The organism is Fulvivirga marina, from assembly GCF_016775155.1.
Taxonomy (GTDB): domain Bacteria; phylum Bacteroidota; class Bacteroidia; order Cytophagales; family Cyclobacteriaceae; genus Fulvivirga; species Fulvivirga marina.
The window spans coordinates 42,498-58,730 of record NZ_JAEUGD010000018.1 but is presented as its reverse complement, the minus strand read 5'-3'; the positions used below and the strand labels follow the sequence as shown (position 1 = coordinate 58,730).

Here is a 16,233-nt window from a genome sequence, read left to right as displayed (position 1 = left end):
TTTTCCCGACCAATATTTGAAGAAAAAACGGGAAAAACTATGCTAAAGTGGATCATAGGAGCAGGCGCGGGAATCCTCACCTTTGGATACCTGCTCAAACTCAACAGGGCATCACAAACCATTCAAACCAAGACAAAAGCCAAGATACATAAAGTAGGCCTTTCAGGTATTGCCGTAAAAATCTATGCCACTATCAAGAACCCGAATAAACTTACCATTACCCTCCAAAAACCACTTGTTACAATAAGTTATGGAGGCAAAAGTCTGGGTACATCCCAACTGGAAGACGAGAAGATCACCGTTCCTGAATTCGGCCAAAAGACCTTTGAAATCGACATGAATTTTGGCTGGCTGGCATTGACACAAAGTCTTGGCCTCTCCCTGGTAGATGCGATTAGGAACAAAGACAAAACCAGTGTAAATGTGGACGTAATTGTAACCACCACGGTAAACGGCATCCCTTACACCGACACTGAAACCACAACCCTTTCTTTCTGATGCAGGCCGGAAAAAGAAAGATAAAGCCTGGTTACGAATATGACCACCTGTTCCCGAAATGCAGCATGGTTGATACCGTTATTCAGCCGGAAGGCAAGGCCAAACTGCATCATACCATTAACCTGATCAAGGAAATGGTGGCTACTACCTTGGACGACACGGCAAAGGTTGCCCCAAAGTTAAAAGGCTCTAACGTTCGGGATACTTGCCGCAACGTATGGCAATTTGTTTACGATCATATTCAGTATAAGCTGGACAAAAAGGGTATCGAGCAGGTCAGGAGGCCTTCGCGGGTTTGGGCAGAGAGAAAGACCGGCTGCGACTGTGACTGCATGACGGTCATGATCTGTAGCCTTTTAACCAATTTAAATATTGAACATAAAATTAGGATCACTAAATACCCGGTCAAGAGCAACCCCTGGTTAGTGCCCCGATACCAGCACATTTATACAGTAGTTACCGAGGAGCTTCCTATCATCATGGACACTGTAACCAGCTGGTTCGACTATGAAGTGCCCTACCTGGAAAAGAAAGACTTTACCATGAATGACGGAATCCTGGTTGGTACCATAGAAGGTGTCCCGTCAGGTTTCAGCGGAGTGGATTCATTGGCACTCAGGGAGGTGATCAAAACGAGGATCAACAAACACAGGTCAAAGTCAAAGCACCATCCTACCTATCGGGTAAAACCTGTCAGTCCGGTAAATGTGAATATTATGGTAGGCAGACAAATGCCCTGCCTGCAAAATCAGGTTACCCATCAGGTCCCTTCGGAGGTGAAGCGAATACCGGAACCCTTACTCGTTGCTCCTATAACCAGCCGAAACATACAAACCAAAAATACACAACAGGCCACTACCGCCAGCCAAAACCCTGTGCATGCACGATCAAACACCACCTTGAAAAAAGGAAAAGTTTGGACCAAAGTACTCATTGCCGGAGTCGCGGGGATCGGGACATATCAAATCATCAAAATACTTACTTAATCAACACGAATATGGAACTACACAGATTAGACGGATTGCCCATTAGTGGCCTTGACAATGTCGACATTCAGGACATTGATCTGGACGGCTATGACAGCGAAGAAATCGACTTTGAGGAACTTGATGATGATGACGAAGAGCTGGATTTTTCTGGCTTAGGCTACGTGAAAGACCCCATGATAGCCTATGAGATCCTCGATGAGTACGGAAACGTGGTGATGTATGCCGATGCAGATGAAAACATCTACACCGTGGACGGATTGGGAGAACTAGGCTTTTTCAAAAAGATTGGCAAAGGCTTAAAAAAGCTTGGAAAGAAAATAGGTAAAGGGGTAAAGAACGCAACAAAATTCACTGTAAAGAAAGTAGTTAAACCCGTTGTAAAATTCACTAACCGTTACCTGAACCCCGGTACCATCCTATTACGGAACGGCTTTTTGCTTGCCATGAAACTCAATTTCATGAAAGTAGCGGAAAAGCTGAGGTTTGGCTACCTGTCCGATGCAGAAGCAAGAAGACGCGGGGTAAACATGAACGGTTTTTCCAAACTTAAAAAAGCCATTTCCAGCGCTGAGAAAGTGTACGAAACAGCCGGAGGAAAAAGGTCCAACCTCCGAAAAGCAATATTATCAGGAAAAGGAAATAAAGACAAGGCAGTGCCACTATCCGGGTCGCAACTTAACGGCTTAGGGTTGGTGGATGAGGGTGAATATGTAGACGAATTTGAAAGGTTTGTAGCAGAGGCCGATGAGGAAGCCGTAGAAGCCCTTCTGCAGGGAGAAATGAGCATTGAAGGATTAGGGGCGGTAGCAACAGGTTCAGCCCTGGCAGCAGCCAGTAGCGCGGTGGCGGCTGTCGCTGCCGTCCTTAACAAGATTACCGGGGTGTTTGATAAGGCTAAAAAGGCCAAAGATACAGTAAGCCATGTTGTAAATACCGGAAAGAGCCTGGTAAACACGGGCAAAGGCGTTGTAAACACCGCGCAATCACTGGTAAGACCCGGTAGTCCTGCCCTGCCTCTAAGGTTGCCCACCGGACAAAATCAACTGCCTGCTTCCTTCAGGACGATGGCACAACATACAGCAGCACCCTCTGCCAACTTTGAAGCAGAAGCAAGACAAAGGGAAGCCAGGGCAGCACAAGAGAAAGCCATGCAGGAAGCCAGGGCTGTCCAGAAAGTTATGAACGCAGCAAAGGTCGCCAGCCAGGAAGTCGCAAAAGCGGCAGGCAAAACCACTGATAAGACCAACAATGAGAATAAAGAAAGCTGGTTTGACAAAAACAAAATTTTGGTGATTGGTACGGGCATTCTTGTGGCGGGGGGTGGTATAGCCTATGCCGTGGTACAATCCAAAAAGAAGAATACCACAAAACCAATGGCCGGACTTCCCAAAGGCAAAGCTGGAGCTAAAAAGAAAAAGCCCGTCCCGAAAAGGATAACGATCGCCCCAAAAACACTGCTATAAAACAAGAAAGTAGATAAAACGTCAAAACAATGGAAAAGTCAAAAACCAAAAAAACAGATACTAAAACAGTATTAACAACATCCGGCATTAATATCGCCAGCGGACTGGGCGGTGTCATAGTGGGAAGCGCACTAGGCACCTGGCCCAGTCTCCTTGCCGGATTAACCACCACCCTCGTAGGGGCATACTACGACAAACCCTGGGCTATGACCGGAGGGGTAGCCATGATGACCAGTATCGCACCCCAACTCAAAAAGCCCGGAGCACAGCAGGAAAGTGTAGAAGGCTTCGAGGACGAAATGGAAGGAGCAAAAAACCGCGTGCTGAACACCCTAAAAGTGCTTGGCAGAAAGATCATGCTACACAAAGTCTCTCCTGAAATGGCCAAAAACATGGAGTTAAGTGGTGCCGAGGTGCTTTACGGAAGCATGGGTGCTGCCGACGACTTCGACACTTCTGAGGTAGACGAGATCATTCGCCAATTAGAATCGGGCAATGTAGTCAATGAAGGTAGCTATACCAGCGGCTACATGGATGGTATCGAAGGCTTTGAAGGTGTGGATATGGCCGAGATCAACGGCCTCGATGCCATTTCACTGGCGGCCACAGCATAGGGTTCGGTCAAAACCCTGAAAAAATAACACAAAACTTAAATCATTCAATAACAACAACTATGAAAGTAAGAAAAACCTCGCGTGAGCAATTCCTTGAAATTGTAAACGCTAACGTGCAGCTCTCTAAAGAAGGAAAAAAGCACGATCCTGAGATGGTACGGGTGGCCGAGAAAATCAAAGACGGCAGATTGCAATTAGCTGACACCGCATACTACAGTATTAAATACGCTGGAGATAAGGCGACCATCCATATGTTCGAAACACAGGATGCCAAAGAAAGGGGAATAACCAATGTCACGCAGGCAAAACTCCCAAAGGACCGTTTATTCCTTTGCAACCGCATTATCCTTATAGCCACAGAGTTTACCGAAGACTTACCACAGTCGGACTTCGCATGGAAAAAGTTAAAACTATCTGCCGACTTCGGTAGCATTAAGGAAGTTGCAGGGCTTCAAAACGGAGACTTCACATTCATGGCAAATAAGAAGATCATTGTTGACGAAAGGTCTTTGACTGACTTTGTAACAGACAATGACCAGACCACTAATCTGGGTACTTATTACCTGGAAAACCCGCGCTTTATTCGTGATGATGAGGAGTTCGAATTCATGATCGAATTGGGTGATGATGCCCCTGAAAAGACGTTGATCAAGGTGATGCTTGCAGGAACTTCAACCGTACCTGCTTAATCATTTCAGAAATGGATAACCAGGATATAAAAGCGGTTGAACGTTACCCCTTCTTCCAATTTAAGGTGGAAGAAGCGGGTAAGCTTGTCACGAAAGATTGGGAGTTGTCAAAACGGACAGTTCGGATCAAAGGTATCCAGCTTTCCAGCAGCTACTATGATAAGCTGTTTCTAAGAGGGACACTGAAAGTTGAAATTGGCGGAGAAGAAATTATTCCCGAGGGCTTTCCCTGCCGGGCGTTTCTTTCCACAGGGGATGTAAGTCCTTCTGAAAGGTTTTTTCATTTGGGAGATGTACCCCCCGGAGACCTGTCGTTAAAATTCAGGTTCCAGGACAACGACCATGTGAGAGCGCCTTTTGAAAATGGCTATGAAATTTATGTACTACTTATCACTGACGAGAAAGCATGATCCGGGAGATTCAAACTACTGAGAGGTTAAACGGGGAAGATGAAAAGTACTTTGTCCGGAGGAAAATTTTACCAGCCGAAATTATCATAGAACAGATGGGACGGGTAAAGACTTTTCGCATAAGACTTCCGAAGTCAGTCAGAAGAGTAACCGGAGCGATGGTGGTATTAGATACTATGGTACAACCTGTTCAGGGAGCACCTAAATGGTATTTAGGTAAAGGCCATGCGTCCGGCCTCCTTAACAGCGGGTTTATTACCTCCCTCGATTCCGGTGCTTTCGAAGATTCCCTTTTCCAGTTTCACCTTACCGCAGAAAAAGGACAATGGATCTACTACGCACAACCCGTGAGAATGAACTTCTTCCAAGTGTTTGATACTGGCTTGAAGCTTATCAAAACTGCTACAATCCCTGTAACAGACCTTGAAACAGGGTTTACGGAAGATTATGATGTATGGGTAAGTGATGAAGGACCGGGAACAGTGGATATAACCCTTGAAATAGGAGAAAACAAATGAAGACATGCGAAGTAAAGCTCTACAATGCGCGAGGCCTCTTTTACGCCTGCCAGCCTACGGAAGGCATCATAAAAGATGGGATTACACCTAAGGAAAGGACTTTGGGAGAACACCTGGAAACACCCCGGTTTACGCTGCTGGAAGTAGACAACGACACGGGCTATATCCTGGGCATTGTAAAGGACCTCCGAACCGAACCCCTGCCTTATAAAATAAGGGTTTGGGTATTGGCCGAATATGAACCTGAAAAACTATGACAGAGCAGTTTGCCATTCATTATGCACCGCAACGAGTAAAAGAAAGAGGCTTTGAAAAGTTCAGGCTGGATTATCGTGACATCAGTGTCAACAGTAAGGAGACACGTGAGATAATGGCCTATAATGAAATATGGTTTGTCGTGGAAGCAGGGCCGGGCATACGTGTCAATAGCGACTATGGCTTGTATTCTCCTTTTGATCCTTTTATCGAGGAAAATATGCATGAACATGGTGATCGGATAGTGATTGAGAATATCAGCAGAAGAATAGATAAAGTGAAATTTATAGTAATCGTACTTGAAGCATGATAATGGAAACCTACAGAGAAAGAAAGCCCGGATCTGTCCGCCTTAACGATGAGCAGTACGAGGAGATGGAGTTGTTGGGATTGGAGAATGAAAGCCAATACATTCGGCACAAGCTCAACCAGACTTCGCCTCCAATGCATATTTCAAGGGAATATGACCACACTGACGACATTTCCGATAAGCTGGCCCTGCAAAGGGCAGAGATGGAGAACGAGCGACTGAAAGAGAAACTGAACGAATTGAGCCAGAACCAGGAACAAGCCCTGAACGGAGTCAACAACCACGTTTCCCAACTCCTGCAGGAAGAATTAATGAAGCGTGACCATGAGGCACTGAAAAAGGAAAATGCGCAGCAAAGTAAGCAAATAGAAAAGCTGGAAAGCAAGCTAAAAAAGGCAGAGGACGAGGTAGAAGAAAAGGACGCAGAAATTGCCGAGCTGGTACGCAAGCTTGGTATTGTAGAGCTGGGCAAAGCTTTGCTCCCTGGTGCTGTCAGTGGCCTTGCCAAGCGCTACCCAAAACAATTACAGGGGCTTGCTGAAACTTTGGGCGAGCTGGGCGGACAAATGGCGGCCTTGCCGGAACCACAAAGCATGACAGAAGAACAGCAAGAGCTTATTGAGTTTGCTGAATACTTCCAAAGCCTCTTTGAAGAAGACCAGTTACAGGATGTGGTATTGCTATTAGGGCAAATCAGCGAAAGCCTGAAAATGGACAATACTACGCTACAAAAACTGACCTATTACCTGAGCCATTTAGGAAAGGTCAGGAACGCACAAAACAGTACCCAATCAAAGACAGGAGAAGAAACCGAAGTAAATCAAGACAATATCAACCATGAAGGAATTTAAATTAAACATCACCCTGACCGCTAAAGACGAAAACGAAGCTGCCCAGGTTAAAGGGGCATTTGAAACCATGATAAAGAATTTCAAAGCCCAGGGGATCATCAAAATGGAGAAAATCTTCAAAACAGATGCATTCGTCCGTAACATGGTAAAACTAAAAGTAAAGTAAAAGGTGCTCCCTATACTTAAAGCAGTAAGCATGGCAAGGAGCCGGGACAGTGAGCCGGAAGAGGATAGCAACCTCTCCGGCAAGCTCCTGGATGTTGCGTTGGTCAGTATTGCCGGAGTGGGAACGTTCTTACTTGTCCGCAAAGTAGTCAGGGATATTAAGAAGAAAGCCCGGCAAAAGAAAGCCCTTAATCCCGGAAACCCCGCCAGCGACGCAATCCAATTGAAGATGGCATTTGAGAATGATCTTTGGTTTGGGTGGGGAACCAATGAAGACTTGGTATTCCAGATTCTTGAAGATATACCAGACAGCCGTCACATGCGGAAGGTACAGCAGGCATACCGGGACTTATATAAGATAGACCTTGTAGCAGATATGCAAGCAGAGCTGGATAGCGAAGAATTTGCAAAGGCACTTAACATCATAAATTCTAAGCCATTACGCCTGGGGCTGAATGGGAGAATACATTTTTAACATTTAGAAACAATGAAAAGAACTCAAAATAAGCAACTGCCCACAAAGCAAATGGACAAGAAAAAGAGGCAGCGCCTAATTGTTTACGGCCTTGGCGCGGGTGCCCTGTTAGGAGGTGGCTACCTGGCTTATACAATGATCAAAAACAAAGCGGCTTCCGGACGAGGTGATGTGATCATAAACCATCTACCCCAAGCGGTTCAGCAGGCGGTAACCCAGAACAAAAGCAGTTTTCCATTGACCACCGGGGCAAAGGGTAGTATGGTAAAAATGTTGCAATCTGCTTTGCTATCCCTTGGAGGCAAGGCCGCAGAAGCGATCAGGTCTACAAGTATCAAACCAGACGGAACCCCGGACGGAGTGTTTGGTGCAGGTACGGTCAGGGCGTTGCTGGCAGCAGGTCTCCCTGCTATGGTTTCTGAGGCCACCTTTACAAAGCTCATAGCCAAAGGGACCAGCAGTAAATCATCAACAGATAGCCAGGCTATAGCAGACGGGATCAAAGCCGGGGCAGAAAAACAAAACATATTCACGGTACTCAATGAGCTTGCCAAGATCAAAGATGTAGCAGGCTACCAGGCGGTAAGCAGCCACTTTAAAGGAGCAAGGGTTCGGGGTACCAGGATAACCAGCCTGGTCAATGCCCTGTTAAGTGTGGCCTTTGCTGCCAATGAGCCTTCCAAAGTGAAGATTCGGACTGAATTTGAGCGCATGGGATTGATTAACCGCAATGGGGTATGGTCGTTATCAGGCTTTGGCATGGCTTCTGACTACAACCGGGAGCTGTTCAAGCTTGCGGTTACCCGCAAACCAACGCTCTTAAAAGAGGGTGACGGGAGGTTTTTGCCCCCTGTGGTGAAGCAAAAAAAGGTCTTGGGTTATGTCACTGGTGGCAAAGCCGGAATTATCCAGATATATACCCCGCAACAGAAGATTGTGTATGCCCCGGAAAAGAACCTCACATTGATTTAAGTAAACAAACAACTCAATTTAACAATAACAACATGAAACACTTTAAAAGTTTTTTTAAAGATGTCTGGAATTACGTTAAGGTCTGGCGTGAGCTTTCCAGCATAGTGGTAGGGTTTATCCTGTGGATGAAAAGCCACATTCTACTCAGGTGGATAGATCCCACGTCAGCAACGTATGACGCAGGCATATTCCAAATTATATTATTTGCAGTGATAGCTCTTTTCGTGCTGCATGGTGTGGTCAGGATATTAATGAAGCTGATCTGGCCTACCACTGACAATTACCTGGACAACGAATTTGCAACAGACTTTAAAACCCTGGAATCATGGCAAAAGCTAAAGCTAACTACCTCTATCTTCTTTGCTTTCTTATTTGCAGCGGTGCTTTTGGCGCGAGTGCTGTAGCTCAAACCTGCATTGAAGCTAATGAGAGCAACACAACAGGCAAAGAGGTTTGCCTTGTAGCAAATGGGGCAAGCCCGGAAGCAAAGGAAAAGCAGCTTCGGGCAAGGCTAAAGCAAGTTTACAGCAACCAGGTCGGTGTACGTGAGCAAGGCGGGGCAAACCGGGGCAAGGTCGTGGAGCAGTATTTAGCTGTTACCGGTCTTGGTCCCGGTTATGCCTGGTGCTCGGCTTTCGTAAGTTGGTGTTATCTGCATGCAGGAGTGGATGCTCCTGTAAGTGCGTGGGTTCCTTCTTTCGCTATTGAACGTAACATCATTTACAAGCGAGGAAAACCAGTAAAGAGCATACCAAAGTCAGGTGACGTTTTTCTTATCTGGTATGACCGACTTAACAGGCCCGCGCACATTGGCTTTGTGGATGCATGGGGTGAGCAATATGTCATAACAGTGGAAGGGAATACTAATGACAACGGTGGCCGCGATGGTGACGGTGTCTACCGCAAAAAAAGACTGAAACGGCAAATCTGGGCGGTAAGCGATTTTATTAGCAGTGCTGAATAACGCCAAGCAAATATTAAAAGCGAAAGGTTACGTAGTCTATCAAAGACCGTGGGAGTTGAACATTATTGCTTTTCGAAGCAGGCATTTGCGAACTAACGCTTTTGATGACTGGCTGATTGTCTTTTACAGGAATGATGCAGGGAAGTGGGTGTATCACCACTTTCCCTGCACCACCGATCCGGGGCAATATTGGCTTAACAACCCTATGCACCCTAAAGGCACTGCTTTTCTGAAAGCAGGCCAATACGTAAATAGCCATGCGATTGGCATGCACAAAGCCAGCTATGAAGCACTAGTCCAGGTGAAGCCGGTTACGGTGATCCGTGACTATGATCGAGGCGGTTTGTTCAACTGGTTTTCTTCCGGTTACCCCGACACCGGGCTATTTGGCATTAATGTTCATCGGGCGACTGCAAACGGTACAAGTGTCCTGGTTGACAATTACTCTGCAGGCTGCATGGTACTTGCCAGTTCAACGGATTTTGCTTTACTCACGAAGCTTGCCCGAATACACAAAAACCTCTATGGCAACCGCTTTACGCTGACTTTGATTGATTACCGGGATAGAAGAAAAAGAATGCTTTCAACCGTGGCCTGGGGAGCTGCACTTGCTTCTACCGCCTGGGTTGGTTATCAACTATATGAAAATGAAACTATCAAAGAATACAAAAAAGGCAGCATTGGCCGTCCTCGGGACACTAGGCGGATTGGCAATCGCCAAATGGCGAAAATGTGAGGATAGCTACCCTTATGCCCTGATCGGTGGCTTCATCGGAAATTTTATTGGAGAAGAATACTTACCCGAGGATGATCCCCTACGGAGGATAGGCAGGTAAGGCTTAACAGCAATGGAGACAACTACCAAAAGAACATATAAAAGAATTGAGGCCATCGAGTTGGAGGAATCCTTTAACCTCAAAAAACACACTTTATATAAGTATGAACTGGCTGAGCTTTATGATGTGGACGTGAAAACTATGGTGACCTGGATGGATCTCTTTATCGAGAAACTGGAAAGGTTGGGGTATCATAAGCATATGAAGAAACTAACGCCACGGATGGTCAGGTGTATTGTTGAGCATTTGGGGGAGCCATAGTTGACGAAGGTAAGGTTATAAATATGGTGAGATATCATCAAGTGAACCACCATATTCGAGACTTTGGTGCGTGATAAGCTATAGCTTGTGGATAGTATATTTTATTTATCATTGGGAATTGGGATACAAATTGGTATGAACCAATTCAGGCCAACAACGACTGCATAATAAGAGCCGTAGCGCCTATGCTGAAGCTTCGGCGTAAGCATGAATCGAGAGGTTCACGTACGGTTCTATGAGAAGTTAGGGGTGAAACTCCCCTGGCTTACTCGACTATGCATATTTTCTGCGTTTTAAACTACTTAGGCTGATAGTCTAGAATGTTACAAAATACATTTCGAAAGGCCCCATTTCTTCTTCAGCATTTACAAGCGCTGAAAACAAACCTTCGAGCTCAACAGGAATTAATGTTTCATCATTGCTTATTTTCATACCAATTAAGTTCTTCATCCTCTCGATAAATAAAGTATGTCGAACTTCATGTATTAGATTCAATTCTTTATCAGATAGATAGTTTCGTTCCAATTGAGAAAAATTTGTATAAAATTCAGTAAATCTCATGGCTGCACCAGCAAGCCTCTCTGCGTATGTCCCTTTAGATTTTACGAGTTCAGTTTTATAGATGGGCTCATCTGAAACATAGACAAACATTCTTTGTAGTTCAGGTAATGTCAAATCTCCTGGATTTGTTGAAATAGGAATTTCAGCTAAAGTATTAATTAGTTCATCTCTATTAAAATTTGCAAATGGAAGTTCAGAGTAATTTCCAAATGCATCATCAGCCATAATACGAAGAGGGATGATAAGCCTAATGAATTCGTAAGCAACTGATTTTTTAAACCTTAGCATCGCTGAATTATCTCTCAACAGCATAATTTTCCTCGTCTCTCCATTAAAAATGAGTGAGTTGATTGTGTCAGGGAGATTATACCCTTCCACAGGGATGCTGAGTTCCACTTCTGCTCCTAGTAATTTGTTAGGAAGATTTTTAAATTCTATATAGCCTTCAGCTCCAACCATTACTGTCTGGGGTCCATTTGGAAGCATAGCAGTTAAAGAAAGCTCTTGATTGTCAATGGGTTTATTCGTTGAAGAATTGAAAAGATAAAATCCTTGGGTAAATTCAGTTTGTTTGGTTGAGTATATGGAACCCCAGATAACAAGTGCAGCGATAGCGGCACCTCCACCCAATTCGATTGCCATACCAAATTTTTTACCCCTCACTGCTGCATTTGCCTTTAATCCGCCAATCAAAAAGGCTGCCGAAGAAAGACCTAGAACAATTGAAATACCATACCGAACAAAAACTCCATTAGTGCCATAGAGATATCCCTTAAAAGAGGAATAAACTAGTGCCACAACTAACAATGAACAAAAGACCAAAGCTCCAAAAGTCACAAGCACCCAAAATATCATGGTTTTTGATTCTTGATTTTTATTGTCTATTCTTTGCATTTCATAAATGTCTTAGGTAAACAATTTTGATAAAAGACAGCGATTAAGGTATTAACTGGTTATGCATAACGTTTAGTATATGGCAAGTTAGGGCAGAAGAAAGCGATAAACCTTCAAGTCTGCACTGAGCCAAAACGTTGTATTTTGTTTTTAATTTATTCATCCTTAAAAGCCAAATCAACGATTTGGTGGTGTTGGTAATTAGCACTGAACTTTCGTGAACTACAGAACGCCCTATTTGCTATATACCGTGTGTGCCTTGAATGGTGAATATAGCTCAAGAAGATGAGTGTTCCAAAGGGTCCCGTGCGCTGGGTTCGTAACCGAGTCATACCCAAACCTGTTCTATCATTGGGAATTGGGACACAAATTGGTATGAACCAATTCAGGCCAATAACGATTGTATAATAAGAGCCGTATGAATTGAGAGGTTCACGTACGGTTCTGTGAGAGGTAAAGGGGTGAAATTCCCCTTTACCTACTCGACTGGCAGTAGTTTTTATTCCCAGGGACCAACTTCTTTAATTGTAAAAAGGCCTGGATAGATACATTTTTTTATCTCACGTTCTACGCAATCCTTAAAAGAAATTTTAAAGGTTGAGATGGCCAGAGGTAAGTTGCCTAATACTACACCTACAACGGCACCTTTTAAAGCAGAACTAAAGGCACATGCTTTTGCGATGTTAAATGCAGCGACACCTACATTTTTAGGAACAGATATATATGCGTAAAAAACTATTTCAGATTTACGGGTTCTTAAAACTGGGTATGATATTGTGATTTTCGAACAACCGATTTTGATTATTTTAGTTTTCCATTCGATTTTGAATTCAGGCCATTCCAATAATTCTAGTAATCTTTGATTATGCCTTTGCATAGTACCACAATTGTTAGTTGGTGGCATTACTCGATTAATTAGTTCTTCAGTGATACTGTCGAGTTCCTGCCTAGTAGGGGGATTACCTGAATTGTACTCTCGTACTTCTGCATATTGTGGTGGTTCATCTCTCCCAATTATTAATCTTTCATCTATTAATCGGCATCCAATGTTTTCTTGGTCTGCCCATTGACCGTAATCTAAAATTCTTTCACCTCTTTCGTCATAAATTACACCTCCCTCATTGCTACAATAAAGTCTAAAAAGAGACCGTCTTTGGCTATCATCAACTATGATTCTATCGGATACTTTTTCGAAAACAGAAATTGTATCAACAATAAACATGTCTTTAGTCAATCCATCTTTAAGTTGACTCTCAATCCACTTCATAATGTCGCTTCCATGGATTTTCGGATCAAATTGTTGAAAAAGTTGTTTTGCCAATGAAGATGCACTTGAGGGAATGTTGTCTTTTATATATAACAAATATTCAAGATTAAGGTCAAGATCGTGGCCATACACTATATTAATCTTAACAGTACCTTGATATTCTATTGTCCCTGCAGCAACACACTGTCCGTTCAAGTCCCCAGCAGTTCTCGATTCTCCTTTTTCTACAACATATTCCTCTTCTACTAAAAAGATGACATTTTCTTGAACTGGATCAGCATCTTGATTGCTTGATCTAGAATCTGCTGAATCAAAACTAAAACCAGTAGGTACTGTATTTACTGATTTGAAGAAAGTTTTACTCTGGTCAAATAAGAACTCTTGAAATCTTTTAGACTGGTAGTCGAAATTGGTATTTAAATTAATTTCCATGATTATTTATTTAAGAATTAAATTTTCTCGGGATTTCCTGAATAATTCATTTCACGATATTCGTAGCCTTCAGGACATTTTTTTTAAGAGGTCAAAATTTGGAATTGGGGTACAAATTGGTGTGATCGAATTCATACCAATAACGATTGAATAATAAGAGCCGTATGAATCGAGAGGTTCACGTACGGTTCTGTGAAAAGTTAGGGGTGAAACTCCCCTGGCTTACTCGACTGGGCTGTCGTATTTATTACTCAATTATATTTTTTTTCACTATCTCATTTACCCGATTTACTTCATCTGGATAGCTTCTAATCCAAATGTTCAAAAATGCGCTCTTAACAACGATCTCTGCTATGAACCCAAGACGTTTTCCTACTTGTGAAAAGAGTAAATGAGAATCCCTATTGGTATTCCGGATCTCATTAATAATCTCTTTTACTTGATCTTGACTTTCGTAAGGTTTATGTAAAGCCACTGTTAATTCGCCAATTACAGACTCAGTTTCAGAATTTATTTTATCGAGGACTAAATCATAAATATAAGATTCTGGTGATTCACCTGGCAAACGATAGACTTTATCGTCTTCTGACTCATTTTGTAGGGAATCTCCATCAATAATACAAATTGATAGATGTTCTGTTGATGGATTGAGGTTATGGTATTTGTTAACATTAACTGCAATACCATCACCTTCCATTTGATGAACTTGAATTTCATCATGTACGATCGTGGTGTCATTCGCTAGACATGACTCTACCCATAACTTCGCAAAAGAGTCCTCAACAAAAATTGCCAGTTTAGCCTGAACTTGTCCAGTTATAGCTCGCAATGATCTTACATCTAATTTCCCTTGGAAAAATTTGTTATTCGTTGCTGACCAAATACCGCGTGGAGGAAGTGGTAATATTGCATCGTTACTGTGTGTAGTAAAAATGGCTTGAGCATTTTTTCTAATTGCAACATCAATCAAGTATTCAACCATTCTAATAGTTGCGATTGGGTGAAGCCCATTTTCAATCTCTTCGATTAGGATTAATGAATTAACAGGTAGTGCTTCAATTTTTAAAATCATCTTAATGATGCTGGACTCACCCGCACCAAAGTGAAATTCTGAAAATTGTGTTCCTGTATTAGTTGTTCCTGTTAATAGAGTGATCTTTCCGGATTTATCAACTGAAATTCGAGAATAGTCAGATAAGTCTTTACCGAGAATTTTTTGAGCTGCATCTTTTACTGCAACATCTAAATTATGAACACGTTCTTCAGGCACATTGAATTTCCCCGAAGCGCACTTTCTAAATTCTGTTTTTTCACTAATTGGTACCGTTCTGGAAACTCCAAAAACTGCAACGCTTCTTGAATTATGTTCTCTCGTCCACTTGAAGTTAGTGAATTTCGTTGTTCGAGAAATGTTGTCCCTTGTGTTGACGCCCTTATCTATTAGATCATATTGAATTTTCCAATTGGCCATACTGTCATCAAACCTCCCACTTTTCGAGAAAAATCTACTAGGTTTAACAGCTATGTAAGCACAACCAGCTGCTCCTAAGACACTCGTTTTACCACCACCATTGGGCCCAATTATCGCCGTAACTGGAAAATCAAATGTTACTGTCTCATCGTCAAAGCCTCGAATTGGATTCAGTCTTACTTTTGACAAGTATTTACCATAATTTTTCCTTTCGACTTTTTCAAAAAGCTGATTTATTTGACTGTCTCTTATTTCGCTTTGATATTCCATTTTTAGTTTTCTCTAATGCAGCCCAACGTACGGATAAAGTGCATGCACTTTACCTGCTATATAGCTGTTTAATTATAATTACCAGATAAACAGTGTTTATCCATTTTTAAATGTTTACAAATGACTACAATCGGGTGTAGCAACCCAACCACTCCTATATAATAACTTTTACCGGCAACTCCATCTAAAACTTTCCCTATGCAGCCTTACACTTTCCAAACCTAAAGGTTCCATTTGCAAAGAATTTTTAAAGATAATCCAGCTATGATCTTGTTGTCAATACCCAACCTTGGGTATTTTTAACCAAACATCACAGGAATATTTTAGTATAGAGAGGTGAATTTATGGTCATTTTGATAACCCACAAAAGAGGTCATATGCTTGAAATTCTTTAAACCATTTTATCATCCAATAAATGTCAAATATAAACCGTCCCTGAAATGGTCTATACGGTTTTATGCATGCCAAATCATTTTGGTAATCGATAATTATCAAAATTTCTGTGTAAGCAATTGGATCAAAATGACACTTCGATAGAGTATTTTATATCAATTGCCTTATTACTGTACAGTAAAGCATATCTGCTTTATACAAAACACTTTTACTTGCCATTGGTTGCGAATTAGTTTGTTGTTCAAAGCCATACAAGTATAACCTATTCATTACCAGCGTAACATTGCCTTAAAATACCATTAGAGGATGGTATATGAAACAATTAAGTTTGTGACGGTCTTATTCAATTGCCTGATGACCAAAAATTAACTAAACCATTTAAATTCAAAAACAATGAAAATTAGAAAAATTGCCGCTATTGCATTTATTGCCACATTTGGGCTGACTTTCACCTCATGTCAGGAAGAGGAAGTTTCCCCAGCTAATGATCATGTACTAAAAACGGAAGGTGATCAACCTAAAGAAGCTGGCATTGATGATTTTAATGATTGAGAAAACTCAATATCACTTACTATGAGAAAAAGATTAGTTTCCTTATATAAGTAAGGTTTTGGAAATATATAAATATTGATTGCATAATATTATAGACATATTTGTCGACCCATATTTACGCAT

21 protein-coding genes are annotated in these 16,233 nt (G+C 42.3%); 18 read left to right on the top strand and 3 right to left on the bottom strand.

What is annotated here, in order from left to right; genetic code table 11:
• Window positions 1-39 precede the first annotated feature (39 nt).
• The 17 genes from JMN32_RS05380 (at window position 40) to JMN32_RS05300 (ending at window position 10,270) form a co-directional block, all read left to right on the top strand.
• Entirely contained in the window at window positions 40-498 is a 459-nt protein-coding gene (locus tag JMN32_RS05380; RefSeq protein WP_202855273.1) for an LEA type 2 family protein, read from the top strand.
• Window positions 498-1,484, top strand: a complete 987-nt coding sequence (locus JMN32_RS05375) for a hypothetical protein (protein ID WP_202855272.1) — start codon at window positions 498-500, stop codon at window positions 1,482-1,484. The genes JMN32_RS05380 and JMN32_RS05375 overlap by 1 nt, the downstream gene beginning before the upstream one ends.
• 11 nt (window positions 1,485-1,495) lie before the next feature.
• On the top strand, window positions 1,496-2,950 hold the full coding sequence (locus JMN32_RS05370) for a hypothetical protein (protein WP_202855271.1): 1,455 nt from the start codon (window positions 1,496-1,498) through the stop codon (window positions 2,948-2,950).
• 119 nt (window positions 2,951-3,069) lie between these two features.
• On the top strand, window positions 3,070-3,564 hold the full coding sequence (locus JMN32_RS05365) for an SNF7 family protein (protein ID WP_202855270.1): 495 nt from the start codon (window positions 3,070-3,072) through the stop codon (window positions 3,562-3,564).
• A 59-nt stretch (window positions 3,565-3,623) separates the two neighbouring features.
• Window positions 3,624-4,253, top strand: a complete 630-nt coding sequence (locus JMN32_RS05360) for a hypothetical protein (RefSeq protein ID WP_202855269.1) — start codon at window positions 3,624-3,626, stop codon at window positions 4,251-4,253.
• A gap of 11 nt (window positions 4,254-4,264) precedes the next feature.
• The gene (locus JMN32_RS05355) at window positions 4,265-4,663 is read left to right on the top strand and encodes a hypothetical protein (RefSeq protein ID WP_202855268.1); all 399 of its coding nucleotides are present in this window, start codon (window positions 4,265-4,267) and stop codon (window positions 4,661-4,663) included.
• The gene (locus JMN32_RS05350; RefSeq protein WP_202855267.1) at window positions 4,660-5,181 is read left to right on the top strand and encodes a hypothetical protein; all 522 of its coding nucleotides are present in this window, start codon (window positions 4,660-4,662) and stop codon (window positions 5,179-5,181) included. Before JMN32_RS05355 ends, JMN32_RS05350 begins: the two co-directional genes overlap by 4 nt.
• Window positions 5,178-5,438: a hypothetical protein gene (locus tag JMN32_RS05345; protein WP_202855266.1), complete on the top strand. Its 261-nt coding sequence runs from the start codon at window positions 5,178-5,180 to the stop codon at window positions 5,436-5,438. The genes JMN32_RS05350 and JMN32_RS05345 overlap by 4 nt, the downstream gene beginning before the upstream one ends.
• A complete protein-coding gene (locus tag JMN32_RS05340; protein WP_202855265.1) occupies window positions 5,435-5,746 on the top strand; it encodes a hypothetical protein in 312 nt (103 codons plus the stop codon). The genes JMN32_RS05345 and JMN32_RS05340 overlap by 4 nt, the downstream gene beginning before the upstream one ends.
• Before the next feature lie 2 nt (window positions 5,747-5,748).
• Complete coding sequence (locus JMN32_RS05335; RefSeq protein ID WP_202855264.1) at window positions 5,749-6,597, top strand: hypothetical protein; 849 nt, start codon at window positions 5,749-5,751, stop codon at window positions 6,595-6,597.
• Window positions 6,584-6,763 carry a hypothetical protein gene (locus JMN32_RS05330; RefSeq protein ID WP_202855263.1) on the top strand — a complete coding sequence of 60 codons (180 nt, stop codon included), beginning with the start codon at window positions 6,584-6,586 and terminating at the stop codon, window positions 6,761-6,763. The genes JMN32_RS05335 and JMN32_RS05330 overlap by 14 nt, the downstream gene beginning before the upstream one ends.
• Window positions 6,764-6,793: 30 nt before the next feature.
• Complete coding sequence (locus JMN32_RS05325) at window positions 6,794-7,237, top strand: annexin (RefSeq protein WP_238354360.1); 444 nt, start codon at window positions 6,794-6,796, stop codon at window positions 7,235-7,237.
• Window positions 7,238-7,249: 12 nt separating this feature from the next.
• Window positions 7,250-8,209 (top strand): peptidoglycan-binding domain-containing protein, encoded by a 960-nt coding sequence (locus JMN32_RS05320; RefSeq protein WP_202855261.1) that lies wholly within the window; start codon window positions 7,250-7,252, stop codon window positions 8,207-8,209.
• Window positions 8,210-8,241: 32 nt separating this feature from the next.
• A complete protein-coding gene (locus JMN32_RS05315) occupies window positions 8,242-8,613 on the top strand; it encodes a hypothetical protein (RefSeq protein WP_202855260.1) in 372 nt (123 codons plus the stop codon).
• Entirely contained in the window at window positions 8,535-9,173 is a 639-nt protein-coding gene (locus tag JMN32_RS05310; protein WP_202855259.1) for a CHAP domain-containing protein, read from the top strand. Before JMN32_RS05315 ends, JMN32_RS05310 begins: the two co-directional genes overlap by 79 nt.
• A complete protein-coding gene (locus tag JMN32_RS05305; protein WP_202855258.1) occupies window positions 9,163-9,909 on the top strand; it encodes a hypothetical protein in 747 nt (248 codons plus the stop codon). The genes JMN32_RS05310 and JMN32_RS05305 overlap by 11 nt, the downstream gene beginning before the upstream one ends.
• Window positions 9,910-10,021: 112 nt before the next feature.
• Complete coding sequence (locus JMN32_RS05300) at window positions 10,022-10,270, top strand: DUF4248 domain-containing protein (protein ID WP_202855257.1); 249 nt, start codon at window positions 10,022-10,024, stop codon at window positions 10,268-10,270.
• Window positions 10,271-10,585: 315 nt separating this feature from the next.
• On the opposite strand, the gene JMN32_RS05295 is transcribed toward JMN32_RS05300, so the two are convergent.
• The 3 genes from JMN32_RS05295 to JMN32_RS05285 form a co-directional block, all read right to left on the bottom strand.
• Entirely contained in the window at window positions 10,586-11,725 is a 1,140-nt protein-coding gene (locus tag JMN32_RS05295; protein ID WP_202855256.1) for a hypothetical protein, read from the bottom strand.
• Between the two features lie 499 nt (window positions 11,726-12,224).
• The gene (locus tag JMN32_RS05290) at window positions 12,225-13,424 is read right to left on the bottom strand and encodes a hypothetical protein (RefSeq protein WP_202855255.1); all 1,200 of its coding nucleotides are present in this window, start codon (window positions 13,422-13,424) and stop codon (window positions 12,225-12,227) included.
• A gap of 247 nt (window positions 13,425-13,671) precedes the next feature.
• Window positions 13,672-15,165 (bottom strand): AAA family ATPase, encoded by a 1,494-nt coding sequence (locus tag JMN32_RS05285; protein ID WP_202855254.1) that lies wholly within the window; start codon window positions 15,163-15,165, stop codon window positions 13,672-13,674.
• Between the two features lie 786 nt (window positions 15,166-15,951).
• Between JMN32_RS05285 and JMN32_RS05280 the strand changes: the two genes are divergently transcribed.
• On the top strand, window positions 15,952-16,110 hold the full coding sequence (locus JMN32_RS05280) for a hypothetical protein (RefSeq protein ID WP_202855253.1): 159 nt from the start codon (window positions 15,952-15,954) through the stop codon (window positions 16,108-16,110).
• Window positions 16,111-16,233 lie beyond the last annotated feature (123 nt).